The organism is Alcaligenes sp. MMA (assembly GCF_020907215.1).
GTDB lineage: Bacteria > Pseudomonadota > Gammaproteobacteria > Burkholderiales > Burkholderiaceae_B > Alcaligenes > Alcaligenes aquatilis.
This window is the reverse complement of the sequence record NZ_JAJJPP010000003.1, coordinates 442480-469008: the sequence shown is the minus strand read 5'-3', so window position 1 is coordinate 469008 and position 26529 is coordinate 442480. Positions and strand designations below refer to the sequence as shown.

The 26529-nt window shown below is 50.6% G+C and carries 23 protein-coding genes; 11 read left to right on the top strand and 12 right to left on the bottom strand.

The features are described 5' to 3' along the window. Window position 1 precedes the first annotated feature (1 nt). Window positions 2-550, bottom strand: a complete 549-nt coding sequence (gene rfbC, locus LNA76_RS14685) for a dTDP-4-dehydrorhamnose 3,5-epimerase (protein ID WP_230019339.1) — start codon at window positions 548-550, stop codon at window positions 2-4. 196 nt (window positions 551-746) lie between these two features. Between rfbC and LNA76_RS14680 the strand changes: the two genes are divergently transcribed. Further along, entirely contained in the window at window positions 747-1859 is a 1113-nt protein-coding gene (locus LNA76_RS14680) for a glycosyltransferase (RefSeq protein WP_230019338.1), read from the top strand. Window positions 1860-1873: 14 nt separating this feature from the next. On the opposite strand, the gene rfbA is transcribed toward LNA76_RS14680, so the two are convergent. From rfbA to LNA76_RS14660, 4 genes are read right to left on the bottom strand one after another with little or no spacing between them, the layout of a single operon-like run. Beyond that, window positions 1874-2764, bottom strand: coding sequence for a glucose-1-phosphate thymidylyltransferase RfbA (gene rfbA / locus LNA76_RS14675; RefSeq protein ID WP_230019337.1), 891 nt, complete (start codon window positions 2762-2764; stop codon window positions 1874-1876). Then, window positions 2761-3828, bottom strand: a complete 1068-nt coding sequence (gene rfbB, locus LNA76_RS14670) for a dTDP-glucose 4,6-dehydratase (protein WP_230019336.1) — start codon at window positions 3826-3828, stop codon at window positions 2761-2763. Before rfbB ends, rfbA begins: the two co-directional genes overlap by 4 nt. 26 nt (window positions 3829-3854) lie before the next feature. Continuing rightward, window positions 3855-5099 carry a flippase gene (locus LNA76_RS14665; protein WP_230019335.1) on the bottom strand — a complete coding sequence of 415 codons (1245 nt, stop codon included), beginning with the start codon at window positions 5097-5099 and terminating at the stop codon, window positions 3855-3857. A 3-nt stretch (window positions 5100-5102) separates the two neighbouring features. After that, the gene (locus tag LNA76_RS14660; RefSeq protein WP_230019334.1) at window positions 5103-6368 is read right to left on the bottom strand and encodes an O-antigen ligase family protein; all 1266 of its coding nucleotides are present in this window, start codon (window positions 6366-6368) and stop codon (window positions 5103-5105) included. 259 nt (window positions 6369-6627) lie between these two features. Here LNA76_RS14660 and LNA76_RS14655 point away from each other — a divergent pair, with 259 nt between their 5' ends. Then, window positions 6628-7815, top strand: a complete 1188-nt coding sequence (locus LNA76_RS14655) for an exopolysaccharide biosynthesis polyprenyl glycosylphosphotransferase (protein ID WP_159086144.1) — start codon at window positions 6628-6630, stop codon at window positions 7813-7815. Here LNA76_RS14655 and LNA76_RS14650 read toward each other — a convergent pair. Both LNA76_RS14650 and LNA76_RS14645 read right to left on the bottom strand, forming a co-directional pair. Then, window positions 7793-8674 (bottom strand): glycosyltransferase family 2 protein, encoded by an 882-nt coding sequence (locus LNA76_RS14650; RefSeq protein WP_230019333.1) that lies wholly within the window; start codon window positions 8672-8674, stop codon window positions 7793-7795. The two genes, LNA76_RS14655 and LNA76_RS14650, sit on opposite strands and share 23 nt — an antisense overlap. A 6-nt stretch (window positions 8675-8680) precedes the next feature. Continuing rightward, window positions 8681-9436 carry a glycosyltransferase family 2 protein gene (locus LNA76_RS14645; protein WP_230019332.1) on the bottom strand — a complete coding sequence of 252 codons (756 nt, stop codon included), beginning with the start codon at window positions 9434-9436 and terminating at the stop codon, window positions 8681-8683. 450 nt (window positions 9437-9886) lie between these two features. Here LNA76_RS14645 and wecB point away from each other — a divergent pair, with 450 nt between their 5' ends. The 9 genes from wecB to hpaI all read left to right on the top strand — a co-directional run bounded on the left by wecB (window position 9887) and on the right by hpaI (window position 20441). Then, window positions 9887-11008, top strand: coding sequence for a non-hydrolyzing UDP-N-acetylglucosamine 2-epimerase (gene wecB / locus LNA76_RS14640; protein WP_230019331.1), 1122 nt, complete (start codon window positions 9887-9889; stop codon window positions 11006-11008). A 492-nt stretch (window positions 11009-11500) separates the two neighbouring features. Then, on the top strand, window positions 11501-12286 hold the full coding sequence (locus tag LNA76_RS14635; protein ID WP_230019330.1) for a glycosyltransferase: 786 nt from the start codon (window positions 11501-11503) through the stop codon (window positions 12284-12286). 203 nt (window positions 12287-12489) lie between these two features. Next, complete coding sequence (locus LNA76_RS14630; RefSeq protein ID WP_230019329.1) at window positions 12490-13281, top strand: ABC transporter permease; 792 nt, start codon at window positions 12490-12492, stop codon at window positions 13279-13281. A 1-nt stretch (window position 13282) separates the two neighbouring features. Continuing rightward, window positions 13283-14527: an ABC transporter ATP-binding protein gene (locus tag LNA76_RS14625; RefSeq protein ID WP_230019328.1), complete on the top strand. Its 1245-nt coding sequence runs from the start codon at window positions 13283-13285 to the stop codon at window positions 14525-14527. Beyond that, entirely contained in the window at window positions 14527-16737 is a 2211-nt protein-coding gene (locus LNA76_RS14620) for a methyltransferase domain-containing protein (RefSeq protein WP_230019327.1), read from the top strand. The genes LNA76_RS14625 and LNA76_RS14620 overlap by 1 nt, the downstream gene beginning before the upstream one ends. A gap of 156 nt (window positions 16738-16893) precedes the next feature. After that, on the top strand, window positions 16894-17907 hold the full coding sequence (locus LNA76_RS14615; RefSeq protein WP_230019326.1) for an ABC transporter substrate-binding protein: 1014 nt from the start codon (window positions 16894-16896) through the stop codon (window positions 17905-17907). Continuing rightward, complete coding sequence (locus LNA76_RS14610) at window positions 17907-18734, top strand: ABC transporter permease (protein ID WP_199827842.1); 828 nt, start codon at window positions 17907-17909, stop codon at window positions 18732-18734. Before LNA76_RS14615 ends, LNA76_RS14610 begins: the two co-directional genes overlap by 1 nt. Beyond that, the gene (locus tag LNA76_RS14605; RefSeq protein ID WP_230019325.1) at window positions 18710-19453 is read left to right on the top strand and encodes an ABC transporter ATP-binding protein; all 744 of its coding nucleotides are present in this window, start codon (window positions 18710-18712) and stop codon (window positions 19451-19453) included. The genes LNA76_RS14610 and LNA76_RS14605 overlap by 25 nt, the downstream gene beginning before the upstream one ends. 181 nt (window positions 19454-19634) lie before the next feature. Then, a complete protein-coding gene (gene hpaI, locus LNA76_RS14600) occupies window positions 19635-20441 on the top strand; it encodes a 4-hydroxy-2-oxoheptanedioate aldolase (protein WP_108728470.1) in 807 nt (268 codons plus the stop codon). Between the two features lie 106 nt (window positions 20442-20547). Here hpaI and LNA76_RS14595 read toward each other — a convergent pair whose 3' ends face one another. The 5 genes from LNA76_RS14595 to rimO form a co-directional block, all read right to left on the bottom strand. Continuing rightward, window positions 20548-21435: a LysR family transcriptional regulator gene (locus LNA76_RS14595; RefSeq protein WP_230019324.1), complete on the bottom strand. Its 888-nt coding sequence runs from the start codon at window positions 21433-21435 to the stop codon at window positions 20548-20550. Window positions 21436-21734: 299 nt separating this feature from the next. Next, window positions 21735-22496, bottom strand: coding sequence for a maleate cis-trans isomerase family protein (locus LNA76_RS14590; protein ID WP_042486802.1), 762 nt, complete (start codon window positions 22494-22496; stop codon window positions 21735-21737). Between the two features lie 242 nt (window positions 22497-22738). Further along, window positions 22739-23263: a gamma carbonic anhydrase family protein gene (locus tag LNA76_RS14585; protein WP_230019323.1), complete on the bottom strand. Its 525-nt coding sequence runs from the start codon at window positions 23261-23263 to the stop codon at window positions 22739-22741. A gap of 15 nt (window positions 23264-23278) precedes the next feature. Further along, a complete protein-coding gene (locus LNA76_RS14580; protein ID WP_230019322.1) occupies window positions 23279-24952 on the bottom strand; it encodes a sulfatase-like hydrolase/transferase in 1674 nt (557 codons plus the stop codon). Between the two features lie 65 nt (window positions 24953-25017). After that, window positions 25018-26337, bottom strand: coding sequence for a 30S ribosomal protein S12 methylthiotransferase RimO (gene rimO / locus LNA76_RS14575; protein ID WP_230019321.1), 1320 nt, complete (start codon window positions 26335-26337; stop codon window positions 25018-25020). Between the last annotated feature and the right edge of the window lie 192 nt (window positions 26338-26529).

Here is a 26529-nt window from a genome sequence, read left to right as displayed (position 1 = left end):
CTCAGGCCTTGCCTTGTGCTACGAGCTGGCTCAGCACAGGATAGTGTTTGTCCTTCTCGGACAATCGAGGGTTCTGAATAGGCCAGTCTATTGCTACCTCAGGGCAGTCCCAAGCCAGCCCGCCTTCATCCTGTGGGAAGTAAAAATCGGTGCATTTGTAGTTGAAGTCGGCAAAGTCGGATAGCACGCAAAAACCGTGGGCATAGCCTGGGGGGATCCAAAGCTGCTTATGATTCGATTCGCTCAGCTCAACACCGACATACTGGCCAAAAGTGGATGAGTCTGGCTGTATATCTACGGCCACATCGTATACTGCTCCCCGACTGACGCTAACCAGCTTACCTTGAGGCCGGGTTCTCTGAAAATGCAGCCCCCGTAGCACCCCCTTTTCAGAACGTGAAAAGTTGTCTTGTACAAAGGGAAGGCTAATCCCCGCTTGCTCTTGATAACGTTGCTGATGGTAGGTTTCTTTGAAGAGCCCGCGTTCGTCACCAAAAACAGTGGGTTCAATGATCAGAACGCCCGCCAGGCGAGTGGGATAAATGGTCATGTTGATGTGGGGGTGAGGTGCTTGAGTGGCCGCGTCAATACAGAGCCGGGCGAAGGCGCGCTAAGCAAGTGTTTCTAAGGCCAGCATGGGATTGTAATTTGCTGGTGGCTGGTATGCGCTGCTGATGGAAATTGTATCTATTTAGGTTTTTTTTAGCTATCGTGGATGACTTGGCAAAACACTGGACGACAGCAGGATGGTTGTTTTTATTCGCTCGTACTTACGGCATGTGGATGGCAAACTGGCCAAGTACTTGAAGGTGCTAGATGAGGCCCAAATTCCTTATCACTTTGTGGGATGGGAGCGTGGTGCGGTTCCGGCACAAAAAAACAGCAACGATACCTATTATTCGCGCCCGGGGGCTTTAGGTGCCGGGTGGCGCAGTCTGATTGGTATCTTTTTCTGGAACCTGTTTGTATTGCGCTGGTTGCTCAAGAACAACCGTAACGTAGATCTGGTCCATGCGATTGATCTGGATACGGCTATGGCTGTAAAGGTATATGCCGCTTTATGTCGCAAGCCATGGATTTTTGATGTCTACGATAAGTACAGCTCGCTGCGTTATTTTCCTGGGGCTTTGGGCAGGTGGGTCGATAAGTTGGAGAACTACCTATTGAAGACTGCCAATGCAGGGATTTTGGCTGATCCCTGCCGGTTTGAGCAACATGGGCTTAGTCCGAGTTCACTGCCTTCCGTCATGGTGCTGGAGAACGTGCCTCAAAAATCAGAGGTGCAGGAGTACGTTCCTGTGTCGGATCAACAGCCTGTCAAAATTGCTTATTTTGGTGTGCTGGAGGCCAAAAATCGAGGTCTGGAAGATTTGCTGGCTGCCTGTGAACAAATTCCGGCCTGTGAGTTGCATGTGGCTGGCTATGGCCCGTTGGCTGACTTGTTTACGCGGTCGGCCCAACAATACTCACATATCCATTACTACGGGGCTCAAAGCTCGGTGCAAGGGTTACAGATAATGCAGTCCTGTCAGATTGTGGTGGGGATGTATTACAAACGAGTGCCCAATCATTTATTTGCAGCACCCAATAAGTACTACGAGCATTTGATGTTAGGCCGGGCCATGCTGACGACGGCGGGAATTCCAACGGCAGACAAAGTGCGTACTTATCAGACGGGGTGGGCTGTTGAGGAAGGTCAGCAGGCAATTGCAGCGTGGTTGCAAGGGTTGGATAGGCAGCAGATTCAGGCTGCGGCCGCACGTGCCCGCCAGGTATGGCAGGGCCAGTACGCCGATTATTTTGACCAACATTATGCTGGTCAGTATTTGCAAACGGTCCGAGCCTTGCGACGGGTTTAATTACTATAGGCTTTTTAGGCTGTTTTTTTCGACGCAGGCTCATCTTGCAGCAGCTTGTGCAAGTATTGGCCATATTCGGTTTTTGCCAGGGCTTGGGCTTGTTGTTCCAGGTCTGAGCGACTCAGCCACCCTTGCCTGAAACCGATCTCTTCCAGGCAAGCGATTTTCAAGCCTTGGCGATGTTCGATAGTACGAACAAAACTCCCCGCCTCTTGCAGGCTTTCGTGCGTACCCGTGTCCAGCCAGGCAAAGCCTCGGCCTAACAAGCTGACATGCAAGCTGTTTTGCTGCAGGTAGACGTTGTTGACGTCCGTAATTTCCAGTTCGCCACGTGCAGAAGGGCGTACTTGCCGTGCAATATCAACGACCGAGTTATCGTAAAAGTACAAACCCGTTACCGCGAAGTTCGACTTGGGTTGCAGGGGTTTCTCTTCAATTGAAATTGCTTTGCCCTGTGGATCGAACTCCACCACACCAAAACGCTCGGGATCACTGACTTGATAGCCAAAAATAGTGGCGCCCTGCTCACGCTGGGCTGCTTCTTTCAGCATCTGGCTGAAACCATAGCCGTAAAAAATATTGTCCCCCAGGATCAGGCTGACGCGATCAGACCCAATAAAGTCGGCACCAATCAGAAAGGCTTGAGCCAGGCCGTCGGGGGAGGGTTGCTCTGCATAGCTAAGCTGGACACCGAATTTGCTGCCATTACCTAGCAAAGTGCGAAAGCTGGGCAGGTCGGTGGGGGTAGAAATAATCAGGATTTCCCGTATGCCCGCCAACATCAGCACAGACAAGGGATAGTAGATCATGGGCTTGTCGTAGATAGGCAATAGCTGTTTGGAAACACCCAGAGTAATAGGGTGCAAGCGGGTTCCAGACCCACCAGCGAGAATAATGCCTTTCATGATTCTGTCTGACCTAAGCGATGGAGCTGATAACGGCCGTTCAGGATGCGCTCCCACCAGCCTGAATTGTCTAAATACCATTGGACGGTTTTGCGTAAACCTGTCTCAAAGGTTTCCTGCGGTTTCCAGCCGAGTTCCCGCTCGATTTTACCGGCGTCGATAGCGTAGCGTTGATCATGTCCAGGTCGGTCCTGGACGAAGGTGATCAAGTCGGCGTAGTGTTGCAGGCCCTTGGGCTTTTCCGGGGCTAACTCTTCAAGCAAGGCGCAGATCTGCTGCACCACATAAATATTTTCTTGCTCGTTATGGCCACCGATATTGTAGGTTTCTCCTACTTGGCCTTTTTCCAGCACCGTTAAGAGCGCGCGGACATGGTCTTCCACGTAGAGCCAATCCCGGATCTGTTTACCTTCTCCGTAGACGGGCAGAGCCTGTGCTTTAAGTGCGTTCAGGATCATGTGTGGAATCAGTTTCTCGGGGAAGTGATAGGGACCGTAGTTGTTGGAACAGTTACTGATCACAGTAGGCAGGCCATAACTACGTTGCCAAGCTCTGACTAGGTGGTCCGAGCTGGCCTTGCTGGCGGAGTAAGGTGAGCTTGGAGCGTAGGGCGTCGTTTCTACAAACAGATCTTTTGTATTGTGCAGGTCGCCATAGACCTCGTCAGTCGAGATGTGGTGAAAGCGGAAGCGCGATTTTTTGGGCTCCGGCAGTTCATTCCAATAGTGGCGGGCGCACTCCAAAAGAGTGCTGGTGCCAACGATATTTGTTTGTATAAATGCGGCGGGGCCATCCAGAGAGCGATCAACATGGGACTCAGCAGCTAGATGCATGATGGCGTCTGGCTGAAATTTCTGCAGCAAGGCTTGGATAGCCGCAGCATCTTGAATGTCATGCTGAGCGAACTGATACCGTGGGTCGTTCTGAACGGCTGCCAGGGACTCCAGATTGCCTGCGTACGTCAGCTTGTCGACATTAAGAACATGGTGCTCTGTGGCCTGGATCAGGTGACGGACCAATGCTGAGCCAATAAAGCCGGCGCCACCGGTAACGAGAATATGCATGACGATAAAGTAGCGTTCCGTAAGGCTTAGCGATAACGTTTAGCCAGAATTAAAAGGGCAAGGCAGTCTACGATAACCCGGCTGGTCCAAGCAATTGCGGCGCCCAGCAAGCCAAAGTGGGAAATCAAGACATAGAGTAAAGCTATATATGGCAGGATCTCGGCCAAGTGTACATAGGCGGTAATGTGAGCGTGTCCCTTGGCTTGAATAACCGTGTACGGGACCTGGGCGATGGCATTGAAAAAGAAGCCCACCAGCAAAATCTGTAGCAGGGGTACCGATTGTTCAACGTAGGCCTCACCCAGCCAAAGCAGGATAATCCACTTTGCTCCAACGATGCCCACCAGGCTGATCAGTCCACAGACTCCCAGTAGTAAGAGATAGGTTAGGCGGGTCTCTTGGCGAGCATCTTTCTGTGCGCTGATCAAAGGGAAGATTACTCGGACCACAGCACCCGGAATATTCAATAAGCGTGTAATGGCTTCTGCGGGCGCCGTATAGAAGCTGACGGTAGTTGCGCCGTTCAGGTTGGATAGCAGGAAGCGATCAAAATACACCATTAATGGGCTGATCACGTTGCTGACTGTCAGCCAGCCGCCAAAGCGTAGCAAACGATGGGCCTGATGTCTGTCCCAGTGCCACAGACCTTTGCGAAGAGAAGTGGGCAGTGCCCAGAAATAGGCCAATATGCAGGTAATCAGACGTCCGACGAACAGGCCCAATACGGCAAAGCTTAGGTTGGGCTGATACAGGATGGCCAGCAACGGCAGTATCGCAAGCAGCAGGCCGCTGATGGTGCGCTGAATATTAACCTGCTTGAAGTCGGACAAGCCTTCGAGATATGACAGCCAGACTGCTTGCAAAAGCAGGAATGGCAGGCTAAGCGCCATTAGTCGAAAGGCGAACAGGCTGTCGGCGCGAAGGTCTGGGCTGATGTTGAGCCATTGCACCAGCAAGGGGCTGAATAGGAGGACCAGGGCTGCAGCGACACCGCTACTGAGCAGGATCAGCAAGGTAGCGGTGCCCAGAATGGACTGGATTTGTTGAGTTTGCTTGTCTGCCATGGCAATGGCTCTGATCAAAGCGCGGCTGATCCCCAAGTCAAACATGCTGGCATAGCCAATCAAGGCAAAGAGCAGGGTGTAAATACCAAAAGGTTCCAGGCCCAAAATGCGTGCCATCATGCCCATAGAGGGTAAGAAGGCGAACATGAGCACCATATAGGAGCTCAGGTTCCAGAATGAATTACCTAATAGTTTTTTGGCAGACATAGCCTAAGGCTCAGACCGCAGTTTGGCTTGATTGGGGTAAATTTGGCTCCAGAACAATGCGATGCTGAGCAGTAGGAACAAAAGCGTATTGTTGCGTTCCATCATGTTCTGGGTCAGGTTCGCTAGTGTGTATATGGTAATAACGGTACTGCCACAGACCGCATAAGCGCGAATATGTGGTTCAGCAGCATGCACGCGGCGAATGAAACCGTAAAAACAGTACAGCAGAAGCGAGACCTGCAGTAGCAGTCCTGCCAGCCCTAAATCTACCCAGGTTTCAATGTAGTTGTTATGAGAATTGGCCAAGTTCAGGACTACGGCATCAGCTTGTCCGGCCTTGACCAGTTCGGTGAGTGCCTGCTCGTGCTGTTGATAGGACCAGCCAGAGAGGGGGCGTTCTTGGATCAGCCTCCAGTTGGCTTGCCAGATCGCAAACCTGGCACCGATGGACGTGTTGGAGTTGCCAGCCTCAAACTGCTCGATATCGTGCTGTGCCAGAGCGATGCGTGATTGGATCGTATCGGTTTGCCAGAGAATGCTGGCGCTTAGGGCGGCGGCCAGAGAAAGAATGGCTATGCCGCGTCGAAAATGTTGCTTGGGCAAGTAGGCGTAGGCAAGAATCCAAAGTACGGCAGGCAGAGCAATCCAGCCGCCACGGCTGCCGGCTAATAGTGACAGGATGAACCCTGCCAGGCAACCCAGGAGTGACACAATAAGGATAGGGATAGAGCGTTGTGCTTGGCCAAGTTGGCTTAATAGCGCTGTCAGACAAAAGCAAGCCAGGCTAAGGGCGATATTGCCGAACTGGATGGCCCCGGTATAACCATAGATCCGACCGTCATGCAGAGGGCCGCCATATTGGGCGGGAATGATCCATAAAGCAGACAAGCTGCCCAACGAAAAGCAAACCCAAATTGCATGGCTATGCAGACGGCGAGAGCTGAGCATTAAAAAAATGGGGATCAGTAACAGATAGCGGCTAAGCAGATCCAGTTGATTACTGGGGTTCTGGTGTAGAAACCAAATCAGAAGCCCATTGGCAAAGGTCAGGGCCAGTATCCAGTACAAGCCGCGACTGATGTTCTGGCTTTGCAAAGACTGGCTGGATCGTAAAGAGTTCAGATACCAGCACAGGGCCGTGACCAGAAGCAGAATTACCCCTGCCGAGTAAACATTGCGGGTGGAGAGCAGGCCGATGAAAAACAGGCTTAAGCCCAAGTGAGCGGCCGCATTAAATGAAAAAAGAGACTTGGATACGGGCTCGGACATAAAGGGGGCTGTCAGAAATTTGCAGGAGCAATAGTGAGTCAACAGACTTGGCCAGTAAGGTGACTTTATACAGTCAGTACGCCAAGTAAATCTGCCTGCGTCTGGTTGGGGCGACACAGGAGCGACGTATAATTGGCGCGTAAACGGTCTATTTTAGGTTATTAGTGCTTCGATGAATCAAATAAAAATCAGGCGGTTTAAGCGTTTGCACGAGATACTCCTATTATCCGGGCCAAGCTCGTGGTTGATTGGATTCGCCGTGGTGGTGCTTGTCCCTGTTTTGTTGTTGTGGGGATGGGGGCCTTTGTGGAGCTTGGATAACGGGCAGCGTACCGCACTGATTCTGGTGATCGTGGCCTTCGTAGCTTGCAAGCTGTTGATTGATAAAAGCCAACAAGGCTATCCGGGAGCGCGTAGTGCCTGGCTGATTATTCCCACGGTGGGCGTGACCTATGCCCTTATTTACACCACCAGCTTTGTATTTCGTTACGACGCTTCGCGAGCCTTGTTGTTAAGCAGCAGTTTTCTGGCATTGGCATGGTTCTTGTTGGAGAGCGTGTTTACCAGTCGTTATCGGGTACTGAAATTGGCGATTGTTCCTGGGGGAGAGGCCGAAACCTTGCTGGACCTGCCAGGCCTGGATGGTCGCTTGCTGAAAAACTATGATCTTGCCGGGTATCGCTATGATGGGGTGGCGGCGGACTTTTCCTGTATTCAGCCTGATGCAGAACGTTTCTTGACACGTTGTGCGCTGGACCGAGTGGCGGTCTATAACTCCAGGCAGGTCTTTGAGTCGCTGACTGGGCGCGTCAAGATTGACCGTATGTCGGAAAACACGATTGGCTCTTTGCTACCGTCACGAGGCTACGAGATTGTGAAACTGATTGTTGACTATGCGATGGTCATTCTCAGTTCTGTGGTGGTGGTGCCGGTGTGCTTGTTGGCAATGCTGGCCATTCGTCTGGAAAGTCCTGGCAAGGTCATTTATTCTCAGCAGCGAATTGGTTTAGGAAATCGTGAGTTCACTATTTACAAGCTGCGTAGCATGCGTTTTGACCAGGATTGCGTGGTCGAGCAGTTCGCTGGGGAGGATGATCCGCGCATTACTCGTGTAGGCAAAATCATTCGTAAGTTACGCATTGATGAGCTGCCGCAGTTCTACAACGTGCTGCGAGGCGAGATGAGCTTGATTGGCCCTCGCCCAGAGCAACCTTCTTTTGTGCGGGAGTTCGACGAGAAGATCCCGTTTTATAGCTACCGTCATGTTGTGAAACCTGGTATTACCGGATGGGCGCAAGTTCGTCAGGGTTATGTGGCCAATGAGGACGAGACACGCGTCAAGATCGAGCACGATTTTTACTACATCAAACACTGCTCGGTGATGCTGGATATTTATATCGTGTTTTTGACGGTGAAGACTATGCTTACTGGCTTTGGGGCGCGTTAGGCTTGTGTTCACGCAGTAGGCATTTGACTAGGTGACGCGCGGGACGTGTCAGCCTGTCCAGGACATCGTAAACCGCAAAAATGAACTTGCCGGCTGCGCCGTAGCGCTTTTTCAAATAGATTTTCATGCCCGCGCTATAACACTGGCCGCGGAAAGACTTGTCCGTGAAGGTGCCACCAGCCTCATGGAAATATTGCGCAGCGGGAATATGGTAAGACAGGATCCCCATCTCACGCGCGCGGAACTGTAGATCAGTTTCTTCAAAGTACAGGAAGAACTGCTCGTCAAAACCACCCAAGGTCTCGTATTGTTCCCGGCTGATAAATAGCAAGCTGCCTGACACGTGATCAACCTGTGTGGGGACGGTCAGCGGGTGTTTGCTGCGTAGCAGACGTCCTAGCCCTACAGCTTTTAACAATAGGGTGAAGCAGTTTGGAAATCGCTCAAAAGCAAAATCTGGTTGCCCTTTTATGCCCAAAGCTGATCCACCCAGAATAGGGGGGGGAGAGTCCGGGTAGGCGTTCAGGAACTGTTCAAAAAGACTTAGAACATCGGTCTGAAGCTTGGCATCCGGATTGATCAAAAGGATGTTGGGAGCCTGCGTATGTGCAACCCCGATATTGCAAGCCTTACCAAAACCTTGATTGGCATGCGCCTTGATGATTTGTGTGTCAGGGTGCTGTTGGGCGATCAGACTGCAGCTTTGATCTGTAGAGTCATTGTCGACGACGGTGATGCTGTAGGCGTGTTTTGTGCTGAATTGCTTGATACTGTTGATGGTATCAACAATCTTCTTGCCACCGTTGTAGTTAACCAGAATGAAGTCGACCCAAGGTGCAGACTGAACGACGTTATTCATGGTTAGCTAAACCCGCTTCAGAATTGCTTTCACGACGTAGTGAAATATTAGGTAGCTAGATTGTACAACGGACAGTTTCAGATGATGTCGGTAGATCTGCCATGTCCACTGTAAGGACTTGATTTTGTTGCCAGACAAGCTAGTCGTACTGACTCGATAGGCAGCTAGTACTTCCTGTAGCCCATAGGCACGCCCAGCCTTGCGCACGACCTCCAGCCACATTAAATAGTCTTCGTGGCGGACAGCCTGTTGATAAACCTTACCTATGGCCTGGCAATCATACATGCCTGTTAGGTTACCAATAGCGTTCCCTTTAAGCAGGCTCGCGTAGTCCAACCAGTTTGGAGGAGTGCTGGTGCTTTGCCATTTTGGTATCTGTGTAAAGCGATAGTAAGCCGTCATCGAGACCAGCGCTTGATTCTCCTGCATCGCCTTTAGCTGCTGGCTCAGCTTTTGAGGCAGCCAAAGGTCATCGGAGTCTAAAAAGGCGATGTACTGGCCTTGTGCCGCTGCAATTCCAGCATTGCGTGCCGCCGCAACTCCTTGATTACTGGGCTGACGGAGTAGCTTGATTCTAGGGTTTGCCTGAGCAAACTTGGCAACCAACTCCACGGTGTTGTCACTTGAGCCGTCATCAATAACAAGCAGCTCCCAGTAAGGGTAGTCTTGTTCACAAACAGAGGTAAGTGATGCTGGCAGGGTGCCAGCCGCATTAAAGGCTGGCATGATAATGCTGACTAATTTTGGATTTGGGGCGCTCATAAGAGGGGGGCGCTAATGATGCACAAAAAATGTTTATAAGCAGTTTTTTGGGGATTGTCCAAGAGTAACGTCTGTCTTGAAGATGCGATTTGACTATTTATATAGAGTGTTTAAACCAATATCAATTTGTCAATTCGATTATGGTGGTTGTATGCATGGATAATATCGATAATATCCGTTTCGGTGATTAGATCTTATCATCAGGGGAGACGGCTACACAGGGCCTGTCTACTGGGTTCTGGTTTGAGGAGCGGCCAGTAAGTATTGGACTAAAGGGCCAGCCCCATCCAAGGTACTGGGCCGGGAATGGCCATAGTACATACCTATGCACAATGGATACGTTTTGTCGTCGGCAGTCGCAGAGCGGGCATATGAAGCCTGTAACGTGGTGTTGATAAGAACGCTGCAACTAACGGAGCGCTTGCTCATTTTGAGGTTCAAGGGAGTTTCATGAAGGTTTTGACAGTTTTTGGGACACGGCCAGAAGCAATTAAAATGGCGCCATTAGTCCAAGAGTTGGCTGCTAGGGAAGGGGTTGAGGCCAAGGTGTGTGTTACTGCACAACACAGGCAGATGCTGGATCAGGTTCTGGATCTGTTTGATTTAAAGCCGGATTTTGATCTTGATATCATGAAGCAAGGGCAGGATCTTACTGACGTTACTGGGGCCATTTTAGTGGGACTTAAAAGCGTGTTCGCACAGTTCAGGCCTGACGTACTGTTAGTGCACGGCGATACAGCTACGACCTTTGCAGCTGCCCTGGCAGCTTATTACCATCAAATAGCTGTTGGTCATGTGGAGGCGGGGTTGCGGACGGGCGATGTTTATTCGCCTTGGCCAGAAGAGGGTAATCGTTGTTTGACAGGTGTGTTGACCTGTATGCATTTTGCTCCTACAGAGCAGTCTCAGCAGAATTTGTTACGAGAGGGAGTTTCGCCAGACAGCATCGTTGTCACGGGGAACACAGTAATTGATGCTCTGTTGTCTGTTGTCGAAAAAATTCGCACCGATGACACTTTAGTGCAGGAGCTGTCTCTGCGTTTTTCCTTCCTGAATGATGCTCGTCGGATGGTACTGATTACTGGACATCGACGAGAAAGTTTTGGAGGGGGCTTCGAACGGATTTGTCAAAGTATACGAACCAGTGCAGAGGAGTTTCCAGACGTGGATTTTGTTTATCCTGTGCATTTGAACCCAAATGTTCAGGAGCCGGTTTCTCGTCTGTTAAGTAATATTTCTAATATTTATCTATTGAGTCCTCAGGATTATTTGCCATTTGTTTATCTGATGAGTCGCTCTCATATCATCTTGACGGATTCTGGAGGCATTCAAGAGGAGGCCCCGTCTTTAGGTAAACCTGTTCTTGTAATGCGTGAGACGACCGAAAGGCCCGAGGCGGTCAGTGCGGGTACGGTAAAGCTTGTAGGTACTTCTCCCGAGCTGATTTGTAGTGAGCTGGCGAAATTGCTCAATGATTCAGATGCCTATAAAACCATGAGTTATGCGCATAATCCTTATGGTGATGGGGCCGCCTGTAGGCGAATTGTCGATTACCTGTGTAAGCGTCTTTAGCAGTCGTGTAACTCTGTAATAGGCAATGAGTTGGATAATATGCTTAATAAAATCAAGCCATTTTTGGGCGCAATTTATAGAAAACTACCTTGGGAGTTGCAGCAGAAATTACTTCCATTAAAGCGGTTGATACTTAAACAGGGGCCGCGTCGAATTAACGAAAGTTTTATTACTAAATCCAGTGATATAAATTGGTCGCAGTTTGAGACGAATGTTCTCGCCTTTCGTCATGAGTACAAAGGGGTATTTGTTCAATCAATCGTGATCGACTGGAATGTACCTTTATATCAACGTCCACAGCATATGGCCAAGGCGTTGGGACGCCTGGGTTATTTAGTGATTTATGAGACCAATTGCTGGACGTGTGATGATGTGGCTGGCGCCCGATATCTTGGTGACAATGTATGGCTGGTGAATGCTGTCGAGTCTCATAGTTTGAAGGGAGTATTGCGGTCGTTTTACAGTACAGCCCATAACGAGTATGGCCCTCATATGCTGGAGGGAAATGCCATGGTGTATGAGTACATTGACCATATTGATCCGGCGATCTCAGGAGACAATGTTCAGGCGCTAAGTCGCTTTAAGGATATGGCCTTTGGCGGCGACGCCGACTATATCGTTGCGTCTTCCAAGGCCTTGCGCGAAGAGGCCATTGAGGAAGTGGGTGCCGAGAAGGTGGTCTTCATTCCTAATGGCGTTGACTGTGCGCACTATCGACGGGACTGGAGCCATGTCACCTTGCCTGAGCGATACGAGCAGTTTCTGGGTAAGTATCAGCGTATCGTCGGTTACTTTGGGGCCCTGGCGCCTTGGCTGTGGTATGAAGTGCTCAATGAGCTGGCAGAGCGTTTGCCGGACCATGGTTTTGTGTATTTGGGGCCAGATTATTACGGTGGCATTGAGAAGTTGTCCAAGCGAGATAACGTGTTGTGGTTGGGTGCGATTGATTATGCGGTGCTGCCAGCCTATGCCCAGCGTTTTGATATTGCCATTATTCCGTTTGAGCCTGGTGAAATAGCCCGTACGACTTCGCCGTTGAAGTTGTTTGAGTATTTTGCTTTGGAGGTGCCGGTGGTAGTGACCTCGGCGATGGACGAATGTACTTGCTATCCCGAGGTGTTCTCTGCTGCTTCTTTAGAGGAGTATCTGGAGCAGATCGAGCGGGCGTTTTTGGTCAAGGATGACGTTCAGTATCGAGCGCGTATGCGTGAGCTGGCCGATGAGAATGACTGGTCAGCCAGAGCCGAGAAAATGGCGCCTTTGTTTCCTGCCAAGTAGAGTGAATAGCACCTATGACAGCTATTGTCGCACTTGGTAGATTGAGACGGTGCGTGAGTCGTGACACCGTACGCAGCACAGAAGGTTTCAGAATTTACTGATGGGCTACATGTTTTGTTCTCCCTTTGTGTGATCATCGTCTTATATAGCGTTGTCAAACTTCCGCTGACTCTTTTATCGCCTTGTTTCCATAGTGTTGATTTATGATATTTTCTGATTTAATAAAAAATCGGTATCTTATAAAGGTATTAATTTACAGGGATATTCAAACAAAATATAAAGGATCTGTTCTTGGTTTGTTGTGGTCTTTATTGATTCCTTTGGTTTTATTGTTGGTTTATACCTTTGTTTTTAGTGTTATTTTTCAGGCTCGCTGGGGTAAATCAGAAGGAAGCAGAGTTGAGTTTGCGTTGATTCTTTTTGCTGGACTTATTGTATTCAATTTTTTTTCGGAATGTTTGAACAGGGCACCGGGTATCGTTCTTGGGAATGTCAATTATGTGAAAAAGGTTGTTTTTCCTATTGAGGTATTGGGTGTCGTTACTGTTGGTTCTGCTTTATTTAATTTTTTTGTTAGTTTTTTAGTCTGGTTGCTAGTTTATTTTATATTTTTTGGGATTCCGCACCTGACTGTGCTTTTGATTCCTTTTTATATAATTCCTCTGTCTTTTTTTGTATTGGGGTGTGTTTGGATTTTTTCTGCAGTTGGGGTTTATCTTAGGGATATTAGTCAGTTTGTTGGTATTTTGACTACTATTTTTATGTTTCTTTCTCCGATTTTCTATCCTATTGAAGCTCTTCCGGCACGATTTCAGAAGGTTATTTATATTAATCCGCTTTCTTATTATATAGAGGCGTTTCGTGAGATCGTTTATTGGGGGAAAGTTCCTGGCTTAATGCTTAGTCTTTATGCTTTTGCTTTTTCCTTTGTGTTCTTCTTGCTTTCATTTGTTTTTTTCAAGAAAATGAAAAAGGGATTTGCAGATGTGCTCTGACATGGTTGTTGTTCAGGATATATCAAAGGTATATAAAATTTACGAGAAGCCTTCTGATAGACTTAAGCAAATGTTTAAGCGGAGTAAAAGCTATTATCGGGAATTTGCGGCGCTCCAGAAAGTTAGTTTCGCCATTCGTAGCGGTGAAACATTCGGAATCGTAGGACGAAACGGTAGTGGGAAATCTACTCTATTGCAGATTATTTGCGGAACTGTTACGCCAACAACTGGCGAGGTTAAGGTGGGTGGGCGGATAGCCGCATTGTTGGAGTTGGGTGCGGGTTTTAATCCGGAATTTACGGGTAGAGATAATATTCTTCTAAATGCAGCGATTCTGGGTTATCCAAGGGAGAAGATTGAAAGCAAAATAGATAGGGTTATTGAGTTCTCTGAACTGGAAGACTTTATAGATCAGCCAATTAAAACTTATTCTAGTGGAATGTATGCGCGATTGGCTTTTTCAGTCGCTATTCACGTTGAGCCCGAGATTTTAATAGTTGATGAAGCACTTGCTGTTGGTGATGCGCGCTTTGTTGCTAAATGCATGCGACGAATCAATGAAATTCGCGACTCTGGTGCCACAATTATTTTTGTAAGTCATGATATTTCCAGTATCCGTACCTTATGCGATAGAGTTTTGTGGCTGGATAAAGGAAAAATGATTGATATAGGAGAGGTTTTTCCTATTACCAGCAAGTATATGGAGTACATGTTCAAGGAAGATGAGGACATAGAAACAGTAGCAAATCCGAATCTTCCTCAAGATGTTATGGAAAAGGTTGAGGAAGGTCTGGATGATCGTCCTTCATCTCACTGGGGATCCAATATTGGTATCATAAAATACGCTGCTATCCAGGATAGTACAGGAGCGAAAACTGATTTGGTGTCCTGGGGGCAAGATGTCAGGGTTAAAGTTAAGTACCAGCTGACAGAGTCTATTTCCACTCAGGATCTTGTTATTGCATTTTCAATTAAAGATCTTAAGGGTAATGATATTCTTGTGGCTACCCACAGGAATGGATTGAGAGATGATACAAAGCTCCAAGAAAGAAGTATTGAGTTTTCGTTCAGAAATTATCTTGCGCCTGGTCGTTACCTATTGGTGGCTACTGTGGAGAAACGTAATAATACAGATGTGCATTATTACGAATATTACGAGGGTGCACATTATTTTGTTGGGCTTAGTGAAGAGAAAATGTTTGGTGTTTTTTGTCCCGAAGTTGTTGTCCAGGAAATGGTCTCTTAATGAAAAATAATATTAATTCAAAAGATTATTGGGAAACTAGATTTTTGGAAAACTGGGACGAGAACTCAGGGCCCGAACAGTCCCGTTTTTTTGCTAGAACAGCCTTGACGAATCTGCCTTCATGGTTCGTCAAGGCGGTGAATGCTGAGGGGTTAAGCATTGCCGATTGGGGCTGCGCTCAGGGTGATGGAACTAATGTTCTTGTTGACTATTTTCCTCCTTCTAATTTAAGTGGAATTGATTTTTCGGAAGAATCGATACGTGTTGCTAACGAGCGCTATCCAGCAATCAGTTTCTTGGCTCAGGACTGGCTTCAGGATGATGTTGATGGAAATAAATATGATTTTGTATTTTCATCCAACACCTTAGAGCATTTTCATGATCCTTTTTCGGTTGTCCAAAAAATATCACTTAAAGCAAGATTGGGTTTGATTTTTGCTCTTCCCTATAGGGAGTATCAGCGAATTGATGAGCATTTTTTTACGTTTACAGAAAATAATATTCCGATTTATTTGAGTGATTTCAAGCTGGCTTGGTCTAAGGTGGTTGACTGCAGTATTATTCCTAATAATATGTGGCCAGGTGATCAAATTATTCTTTTGTATGTGAAGGAAAGTTGGCTTGAAAATAAAAATCTGAATTTAGGGGATATGCATATTGATGCGGATTCCTTTAATTCCCCCCTGTTAGGGTATGATTCATCAAGTTGGAAGCGGGAATATGAGTTTTCCAGGATTCTTAGGGAATCTATGGAGGAGCTGTCAGGCTTAATTGTGAACTCTAATGTTTATAAAGATGAGTTGCGTATAAAGGAAGAAGCCAATAAGGAGTTGTTGGAAAAGATTAAGAGCCTAAGTGCTTCTTTAGCCATGAGAGAGAATGATTTAGCTGTAAAAGATGGTTTTTTGGCAGCTAAAGAGGTAGAGGTTAATTTACTTCGTTCTTCTTCTTCGTGGCGCTTAACTCGTCCGTTACGAGCATTGAGCCGTTTTTTTAAAAATCCAGTCCATTTTTGGCAGGACACAAAAAATTATGTAGCTTGGAGGCGTGCGGGTGCTGTTGCGGCCTTTGCAGGCCATGCCAGTGAAGGTTTAATGCAGCAAGGGGATTGGAGTTGGGCTCAGTTTGAAGCTAATGTCCTCGCTTTCCGGCATGAGTACAAAGGGGTATTTGTTCAATCAATCGTGATCGACTGGAATGTACCTTTATATCAACGTCCACAGCATATGGCCAAGGCGTTGGGACGCCTGGGTTATTTAGTGATTTATGAGACCAATTGCTGGACGTGTGATGATGTGGCTGGCGCCCGATATCTTGGTGACAATGTATGGCTGGTGAATGCTGTCGAGTCTCATAGTTTGAAGGGAGTATTGCGGTCGTTTTACAGTACAGCCCATAACGAGTATGGCCCTCATATGCTGGAGGGAAATGCCATGGTGTATGAGTACATTGACCATATTGATCCGGCGATCTCAGGAGACAATGTTCAGGCGCTAAGTCGCTTTAAGGATATGGCCTTTGGCGGCGACGCCGACTATATCGTTGCGTCTTCCAAGGCCTTGCGCGAAGAGGCCATTGAGGAAGTGGGTGCCGAGAAGGTGGTCTTCATTCCTAATGGCGTTGACTGTGCGCACTATCGACGGGACTGGAGCCATGTCACCTTGCCTGAGCGATACGAGCAGTTTCTGGGTAAGTATCAGCGTATCGTCGGTTACTTTGGGGCCCTGGCGCCTTGGCTGTGGTATGAAGTGCTCAATGAGCTGGCAGAGCGTTTGCCGGACCATGGTTTTGTGTATTTGGGGCCAGATTATTACGGTGGCATTGAGAAGTTGTCCAAGCGAGATAACGTGTTGTGGTTGGGTGCGATTGATTATGCGGTGCTGCCAGCCTATGCCCAGCGTTTTGATATTGCCATTATTCCGTTTGAGCCTGGTGAAATAGCCCGTACGACTTCGCCGTTGAAGTTGTTTGAGTATTTTGCTTTGGAGGTGCCGGTGGTAGTGACCTCGGCGATGGACGAATGTACTTGCTATCCCGAGGTGTTCTCTGCTGCTTCTTTAGAGGAGTATCTGGAGCAGATCGAGCGGGCGTTTTTGGTCAAGGATGACGTTCAGTATCGAGCGCGTATGCGTGAGCTGGCCGATGAGAATGACTGGTCAGCCAGAGCCGAGAAAATGGCGCCTTTGTTTCCAAGTATTGGTAAACAGTAAGCCGCTGTTTTATCAGCATTTGAAGTGGTTTTCGTGCCGGGCTAAGTAATGGTTATGTAAAGAGACTGATTTTTATAATAAATAGTTATAAACAAATAAAGATGCGTCTCCCCAACAGGTTTAAGCTTCAGTTTTCGCCTGTTTCACGAGATCTTTATGTTTTTCCGTTATTTAGCCCCCAGCCTTCTTGCTCTTTCCGTCTCCTTCTCCGCACAGGCTGCCGAGCAAGCGCTGGAGATCGGCTATTTGCCCATCATGCCTGCTGCTCAATTGTTCGTGGGCTTAGGGTCTGGTGACTTACTGCCTGAAGGGCAGCCGGATCCCAAGCTGGTCCAGTTTCAAAGCGGTCCTGCGCTGACTCAAGCTCTGATCGCTGGTCAGTTGGACGTAGCCTATGTGGGGATTGGCCCCGCTTTGGTGGCCAGGGCTAAAGAGGCCGACGTCAAAGTGGTCGCCTCCAATATCGTGGAGCAGGTCAGTGTGGTGGCTATTGGCGATTTGGCTGCTTACCTGGATGCCGACAAGCCGGATTTTGCAGCGGCGGTGGCCAAGTTCACTCAGGAGAAGGGACACAAGCCCAAGGTTGCCAGTTATCCCAAAGGGGCGGTGCCAGAGGCTGCGTTGCAGTATTGGCTGCGCAATATGCTGAAAGTCGACCCGGATGTGGTCGAGGTTATTTACCAAGGTGAGGCCCAGATTCAGCAGGCGCTCAGCAATCATGCTGTTGATGCCGCAGCCATCCTGGAGCCTACGGTCAGCCAGATTCTACAGCGTCAGCCTGATGCCAAAATCGTGGCCCACGGCAGTCAGTTGTTTCCCAATGAGCCTGGCTCGGTGCTGTTGGTGCGTGAGGGTTTGATCAAGTCCCATCCTGATCTGGTTCAGCACTTGGTAAATGCTCACCTGCGTGCCACGGCCATGCTGCGCGACGAACCTGCCAAGGCAACGCCTTATGTTCAGAAGTATGTAGGCGGTGGCCGCTTGCCTAAAGACATTGTGCAGGCCGCTATCGAGCGTTCGCGAGATCAATTCCAGCCAGACCCTCACAAGATTATTGACGGCACAGTTCAGCTGCAGGATTTCCAGGTTTCTTTAGGCACACTGGCGACCAAGCTGGATGATGTTCAAAGCCTGTTTGACGTTCGCTTTTATGAGAAGGCAGCACCGTAATGAGCGTTGCGAAACAAGCCAGTTTGCCCGCCGCGACACCAGCTCCTGCGCTTGCCTGGGGTGATGCTTTGTGGCGTCGTGGTCTGGAGCGGGTTGTCTACGGGGTCGCCGGTTTGGGCTTGTTCATCGTGGTGTGGCGCCTGGCTTATGTCTATGGCTGGGCTCCGCGCGGCACCTTACCTGATCCCTTGAGTCTGCCCTCGGCCTTGTTCCAGGAGATTGAATCCGGTCGTCTCTGGCCTGCTGCTCAGTCCAGTCTGGTGCACTATTTCTGGGGCTTGGGCGTAGGTACCTTCTTGGGCATTGCGTTCGGGCTGGCGGCGGCAACTATTCATCGCTTTGATTTGTTGCAAGCTTATTTGGTTCGTTTGCTGCGTCCTATTCCGCCCTTGGCGTGGGTGGTGTTTGCCATTGCCTGGTTCAAGGTCAGCCATACTGGCGCAGCCTTTGTGATTGCAATCGGTGTGTTCTGGCTGAATTACTTTGCCACTTACAGTGCGGTGCGCTCGGTCGATCCTCGCTATTACGAGCTGGCTGCAGCTTTTGGGCATAACTCCTATTTTGCTCGTGCCTGGACGGTGGTTTTGCCAGCGATCAGCCCCGGCTTGTTAAGCGGTGTGCGTGCCGGTATCGGCCAGGCCTGGATGACGCTGATTGCGGCTGAGTTGCTGGGTGTGCCTGGCATGGGTCAGGAAATGAATGCCGCTGCAGGGGTGGGGGCTTACGATGCGGTTGTGGTCTACATGCTGATTATCTCGGTGGTCTACACCGTGTGCGACATGCTTTTTCTGGCTTTCAACAAATGGGTACTTCAGTGGCAGCCTTGATTCAGTTCCAGGGGTTTGGTTTTCAGTATCCCGGTGCGTCTGCTCCTGTAATCCGCGATGTGAATCTGGACGTTCAGGCAGGACACTTTGTGGCGATTGTGGGTGGCTCCGGTGTCGGCAAAAGCACTTTGTTACGCGCGGCTGCTGGTTTTAGTCGGCCCAGCTTTGGGCATTTGCGCTCCAATCTGCACGATAGCCCCGGTCGCCGAGCCAATGCTTTTGTCTTTCAGGACAGCCGTCTCTTGCCTTGGCGGCGTATTGCCTCGAATGTGGCGTATGGTCTGGAAGGTTTGGGCCTGTCGCGTGAAGAGCGCGATCAGCGCGTTGACGCAGCCATGAATCAGGTAGGTTTGGTGCATTTGAAAGACCGTTGGCCGCATCAGCTCTCGGGTGGTCAGGTGCAGCGAGTCGGTATCGCCCGTGCCTTGGCGGTGCAGCCGGATTTGCTCTTGATGGACGAGCCTTTTTCTGCGGTCGATGCCCTGACCCGTCAAGCCTTGCAGGACGAACTGGTTCAGGTGTGGCAGCGCAGTTCGGCAGCGGTTCTGTTCGTGACGCACGATATTGATGAGGCTGTCTTTTTGGCCGATACCATTATCGTTCTGGGTGGCAGCCCGGCCGGTGTCAGCGCCCGGATAGAGGTAGACCTGCCGCGTCCGCGAGATCGGACGACACCTCGATTTGGGGAACTGGTGAAAGAGGTCGGTCAGGCCTTGTAATCTCGTTAGCCAATGCTATAAGACATACGGCCCATGCAGTGGGCCGTTTCTTTTGCCTGTTCGTGTCTGAGGGCGATGCATGATGATGTCCTTGCTCAAAATAGTCAGCACTCATGTTCACTTCTGCTTTGTGCGCTTTACACTGCTTGTTTGACGCCTAAGCACATGACAAGGAGAGGACATGAAGCACCCGGTAAACGCATTCAAGCAGGCTTTGCGACAGGGCAGGTCCCAGATCGGTTTGTGGCATGGTTTGGCCAGCCCTTATGTGGCGGACCTCTGTGCTGGCCTGGGTTACGACTGGATTTTGCTGGATGGCGAGCATGTCCCCAATACGGTACAGACCTTGCTGGCGCAGTTGCAGGCGGTCTCGGCTCATCCCATCGCGCCGATTGTTCGCCCTAGTTGGAATGACCCCGTGCAGATCAAGCTGCTGCTGGATATGGGGGCTCAGAATCTGTTGATTCCCATGGTGCAAAACGCTGAACAGGCCAAAGCGGCTGTTGCTGCGACACGTTATCCTCCGCATGGTATTCGAGGGGTAGGTGCAGCTCTGGCTCGTGCTGCTCGTTGGGGAGCGACCACGGATTATGTGGCGCGAGCTAACCAGGAAATGTGCGTGATTTGCCAGGTGGAAACGCGTGAGGCGCTGGATAACCTGGACGACATCCTGGCGGTGGAGGGTGTGGACGGTGTGTTTATCGGCCCGGCGGATTTGGCGGCCAGCATGGGGTATTTGACTGAACCAGGACATCCAGAAGTCTTGTCAGCGATCGAGGATGCGATTGTGCGTATCAGCAAGGCGGGTAAGGCCCCCGGAATCTTGCAGGCGAATGTCGAGGCAGCGCATCACTATCTGTCCTTGGGGGCCTTGTTTGTGGCCGTAGGCGTGGATGCGGTGTTGTTGCGACAGGCGGCAACGGCTTTGCTGGCTCAGTTCAAGGATGAGGTAGCGGTGCCTGTGGCCCAGCCGGGTGCGGCGTATTGAGTAGCAACTGGCATGCCAAGAACCAAATGCCAAACGTCTTTGGCTTGGGAACCGCTTGGCATGCCTGCCTTGTAGTTGATTGTGGCTGTCGCAGCGAGGTTTGTCGTTAAGCAGCGCTTTCCAGTAGAAAACTCAGTAAGGTTTCGGCGCTGGGTTGCAGGTCACTGCGGCGGCGCACACCGATCAGAATTTCTCGCTGGCTCCATGCTTCGTCCAGTTCAATCACGCGCGTATTAGGGATCTGATAAATGCTGGCGCTCTTGCGCGGCAAGATGCCGATACCCATGCCTGCATTAATCAACAGACACATGGCGTCGTAGCCCGACACTTCGGTGCGAATGCGTACGGAGCGGTTGGCCTCCATGGCGATTTTGGTGATCTGGTAATGCAACTGCGTGCCGGTCAGCAGCGTGATTTGCTCATGCTCCAGCGTTTGCTCGAAGCGGATTTTCTCATGCTGAGCCAAGGGGTGTTGGATAGGCACCAGCACCACCAGTTTGTCACTGCGAAACGGGTAGGCTTCTATGTCGGCTGCGTAGGGCAGGCGGGTAAACACGCCCAGGTCGGCTTTGCCTTCAGCAAGGGCCCGAATAATGTCCAGGCTGGTTTGTTCTTCCAGTTGCAGGGGGATAGCTGGGTGCAGGCGGCCAAACTCACCTAGCGGCTCGGCCAGAAACTGAGAGATAGCCGATGTGTTGGCCAGGATATGCACCAGGCCTTGTTGACCCTGTGAATAGGCTTGCAGACGTGTTTCGATCTCTTGCGCGCTATTGAGCAAGGCACGTGAACGGTACAGCAGTTCCAGGCCTGCTGCGGTCGGGCTGACGCCTTTGTTGGTGCGTAGCAGCAGTGTTGTATTCAGAGATTGTTCCAGATCCGCAATCCGGCGGCTGACTGCGGCAGCAGCAATATGCTCACGCTCTGCCGCTTGGCTGATCGTGCCTTCTTCCAGTATTCGGACAAACAGTTTGAGGGTCAGCAGGTCCAGTTTCATGCAGGCATCATATCGTTTTTTTTTGCTTGTCTGCACATGAGGTCACTGTGACAGCGTAGAGAATCATCGCCCTAGGCTATATCTATATGGCTACTTCGCGTCTACATCTATGCCCATATGGATGTCGTGGCAAAGGGTGTTATCAGCCTGTATCGATAACGAACAGCCATTTGTGGTTTGGCATTTGTTTATGATTCGACATAACTGCATTTTTTACCGCACGCTTTGATGACGTCTAAGCATAAAAAAGCCCTGCCAACGCAAGGTTGGCAGGGCTGTGTACTGCTAAGCCGGTTTGATTAGGCTTGTGGCTTGGCACCCGACAGGATGTGGCCAGCGTTAGGAACGCGGGTTTCCAGACCCAGGGTCTTGAGCATTTGGTACACGGTGCAAACAGCAGCAGACAGAACGGGTTTGCCGATCTGGTCTTGAGCGCGCTGGATAGCAGGCAGGGAAGGCATCTGTACGCAAGCGGACAGAATGACTGCGTCCACGCCGTCGTGGTTCAGGCGCTTGACGTGCTCCAGCAGGTTTTCCGGGTTCAACAGACCCACTTCCAGGTTGTCCGACACTTCCAGGCTGATGGAGTCTTGAACTTCGATGCCTTCAGCTTCGATGTAGTCAGCCACGCGCTTGGTCAGCGGTTTCATGTAAGGGGTGATGATGGAGACTTTCTTGTAGCCGAATTCTTTCAGCGTATCGACCAGGGCACCGGCCGAGCTCAGCACAGGAATTTCCACGCCGTTTTCTTTAACGGTGTTTTGCAGACGGGCTTGCGAGACGCGGTGGTAGCCGTCGCCTTGGGCCATGATGGCAACCAGGCAAGCGTAGGCCATCACGCTCATGCGGGCGTCGCTCAGTTCAACCGCGCAGCGGTCGCTGGCGATATCCATGGCTTTCAGCTCTTCGGGGTTCACGTGCATCATGCGCATGCGCGAGGAGTGGAAGGTGAAGCGCTCTTCAGGAAACTCGGCGTAACGAGCCTGCAACATGGCAGGAATCTCGGTTTCCATAGTGGTGTTGGAGCTGGGAACGATCTGGCCGATGCGGTAGGTTTTCATAGGAATCTGTCTCTGAAGGTGGTTTTTAGATTGACGCCTTCATTCTAGGACCCGTTTTCTTCCTTGCAAATCAATCATCTGTCAACGTGCCATCGCCAACGGCGATGGCAGGATTGGCAGAGATCAGGACTGGTTGGATTGTCACCAGTGCCAGCCGGCCATACCCATTTTTTGGACGCTTTTTAAGCAACGGCATGATCGCATGCCTCATTACAAAAGAGGGCCGGTGTACGTTTTTTTTCTTAGTCTATACGTTTCAAGGCCGTTTTGTAGTGGCCACCGCGTTTGGCGTAGACACTGGCGTTTTGGCGCAGCTTGGTAATGTCTTCGTCGCTCAGGGTACGCACGGCTTTGGCGGGTGATCCGATGATCAGGCTGCGCTCGGGGAAGACTTTGCCTTCAGTGACCAGTGCCCCAGCACCGACCAGGCTATCGCGACCGATGACGGCGCCATTCAGCACCACGGCCTGAATACCGATCAACGAGCCTTCACCGATGGTACAGCCGTGCAGCATGGCCTGGTGGCCGATGGTAACGTGCTCGCCAATATCCAGAGGGTAGCCCGGGTCGGTGTGCAGTACGGCACCTTCTTGTACGTTCGAGCCTACGCCCACGGTAATGGTTTCGTTATCACCACGGATAACGGCACCGGGCCAGACGCTAGTGTGTTCTTTCAAGACAACCTTGCCAATCAGGGTGGCCTCTGCGGCAACAAAGCTGCTGTTGTCGATTTGTGGGCTGTGTTCGTCTAGTTGATAGATAGGCATAACAATGTACAAAAATCAGAAGTCGAAAAGGGAGGCGGAATATAGCCAGCCTGGATAGGATTCACTGCGCTGGGTATAGGTGAGATTTGGGGTAGAAGAGCAAAGATCATAATGCCGGGCGTATTGGAACGCTGGCAAGATAGCGCCTGCGGAAACGTCATTAATGATCTGGCCAAGGCAGAAAAAGGGCTGATGGTTCAAACGGGCTGCCAGATCTTGACCACGATAATAAATATAGCCCGGTACGTCACCCAGTATCTCTTTCGGGGCGGAGGGAGAGAACATATAGTCGCTGTTCATTTCCCCCGTTCGTATGAAAAAGTCATCTGAGAAAATATTTTCTTGATGGAAAAAATGGGTCAAGGCTGGCTTGTGGTCGCCAACAAGAAGGATGAGAGAGTCGGGGTGCCTGGCAAGGAGTTGGTCGGCAAAATCAGCCGCATCGCGCAGGCTTTGAGTCAGTTTTTCTTGATAATGTTGCTCGCCGTGGTCTCCATCGCGTGGGTAGTAGGCTCCGTGTGTATAAACAGTTGTGATGAATTGAAAGTTTGGCCTGTCACTGTTTTGCCGTTCTTGAGTTGCGGCTTTGAAAAGAATCTCATCGTTGGCCCAGATCGGGCCGTCGTAATTCATGTCCTCAAGGGCAAGGAACCGTCGAAACCCAAGCTTTGGATTAATAATGTGCCGGTTCCAGAAGACTGCGTTGTGATTGTGTAGTGAAACGCTGGCATAGCCTATGTTTTCAAGGCTACGGGGCCAGCTCCACGCCTGTGGGGAGAGTAGCTTCGTGTATTCCTGGTAAATAATTCCATTTAAGGCACCATTGGTAGGCAGCCCAGTCAGGAGTTCAAAAGCTGAGTTGACTGTTCCTCCTCCATATACGGGAGCAATGGCACGGAAGGCTTGAAAGCCAATTTTTTTTAAAGGGCTGAACGCCTCTTTGAAATGCTGTTCATCATGCCAGCATGCTTCACAGAGAATCACAATGATGTTTGAAGGCTGAGCTGATGTGTCAATGCTGGATGCTTTCAAAATATCAAACTGCTCCCGCTCTGTTGTGGAAGGCTTTGGGGGCATGCGGCGTTGGCTTGTTTGAACTAAATGGGTGAGCAGGCCATTTTTTCTGATATTCCTGGGCCAGTCCCAGACGACGTAGTGGATATCTTGGCGAGTCAGCTCAAACTGCGCTACGTGACTTAACGGCGTATCTATACGGTTTAAGTAGGGGTGGAGGGACAGCAGTGAGAACAGGACTGCTAGTAGAACCCCAGTCTTTTTTAAGCGTGTGGTTCGATCAAGGCGCATCAGCAGCACAATTGCAGCGACCACCAGCAAGGCATAGATGATGTGGGATTGGCTGATGTAATGAGGTACAACAGACAGGTTGTCAGTGCGAGTGATATCCGTCCAGCTAAGCGGTTCGGTAGTCAGGGCTTGCTTGGTATTGCTGATTTCTGTCAGTAACAAAGAGGCCCCTGCAGTCAGGACCCCAGCCACCGTACAGGGTAAAACCACCCGCAGCAGAAAGTAGAGCGCAAACAGTGGGGTCAAAGAGAGCACCAGCGCAAGCCATCGATATTGGCCCGCCTCATCCAGAAACAGGAAATCCAGATGGTTGTGCAAAAGGTAGTACTGGAAATATCCCAGCGCGATAACAACAGCTAGATCGATGAGTCTTGTTCTTGTCATGTCGCAAGCGAACAGCCCGGCTCTAGAGCCGGGCTGTTGTCAAATGAACTAAGGGACGTTCGAGCTTAGCTTGTTTCACCAAACAAGTCATATTCACTGGAATCCGTAATGCGCACGCGCACCATTTGGCCGGGTTCCAGTTTTTGTTCGCTGGTGATGAAGACGTTGCCGTCAATTTCGGGGGCGTCGGCGCTGGAGCGGCCAACGGCATCGCCGTCTTCGTCGATCTCATCAATCAGCACGTCCATTTCGCGTCCCACTTTGGCGGCCAGACGAGCGGTGGAGATGGCTTGTTGATGCTCCATGAAACGCTCCCAACGCTCTTGTTTGACTTCATCAGGGACGATGCTATCGAGTTTGTTGGCGGAAGCGCCTTCCACGGGGGAGTACTGGAAACAGCCGACGCGATCCAGTTGGGCTTCGGTCATCCAGTCCAGCAGGTATTGGAAGTCTTCCTCGGTCTCGCCGGGGAAACCCACGATGAAGGTGGAGCGGATGGTCAGATCCGGGCAGTCTTGACGCCATTGCTTGATGCGCGACAGGGTGCGGTCTTCAAAAGCAGGGCGCTTCATGGCGCGCAACACGGAAGGGCTGGCGTGCTGGAACGGAATATCCAGGTAAGGCAGCACTTTGCCTTCGGCCATCAGCGGAATGATATTGTCCACATGAGGGTACGGGTAGACGTAATGCAGGCGTACCCAGGCACCTAGTTCGGAAAGGGCCGCGCTCAAGTCCAGCATGCTGCTCTTGACGGGGCGGCCATTCCAGAAGCCGGTACGCTGGCGGATGTCCACGCCGTAGGCGCTGGTGTCCTGCGAGATCACCAACAGTTCTTTGACGCCGGCCTTGACCAGGCGCTCGGCCTCGCCCAGGACATCACCGACAGGACGGCTGACGAGCTTGCCGCGCATGGACGGAATAATACAGAAGCTGCAGCTGTGGTTACAGCCTTCGGAAATCTTCAAGTAAGCGTAGTGACGCGGGGTCAGCTTAATGCCTTGCGGGGGCACCAGATCAATATAGGGATTGTGATCCAGCGAGGGCGGCGCGGCTTCACGCACGGCGCGTAGTACCTGCTCGTATTGCTGGGGGCCGCTGACGGACAGCACGGAAGGGTGCACATCACGAATCAGGCCTTCGTCCACACCCATGCAGCCAGTGACAATGACGCGGCCATTCTCAGCCAGTGCCTCGCCGATCGCTTCCAGCGATTCGGCCTTGGCGCTGTCGATAAAGCCACAGGTATTGACCACCACCACATCCGCATTGTCGTAGCTGGGGGTGATCTGATAGCCGTCGGTACGCAGCTGGGTAAGAATTCGTTCGGAATCGACCAGGGCCTTGGGACAACCCAGGCTCACGAATCCGACTTTGGGGGCGCTCATAGAGGGTCCTTCTGGAGCTTGAGGGCTCGAAATTGGGAAATAGGCTTGATTTTACCGTCCCATGCCCGGATGCGTGCGGATCTTGTGCGTTTGAGCCCGGTTTATGCGGCAAATAGTGCTACAGTCGCAGTCATATTTTTCTTTTCTAGCGGTTGTTCTGTGTCCGACACCCCTCTTTCCCCCTCTTTGCCC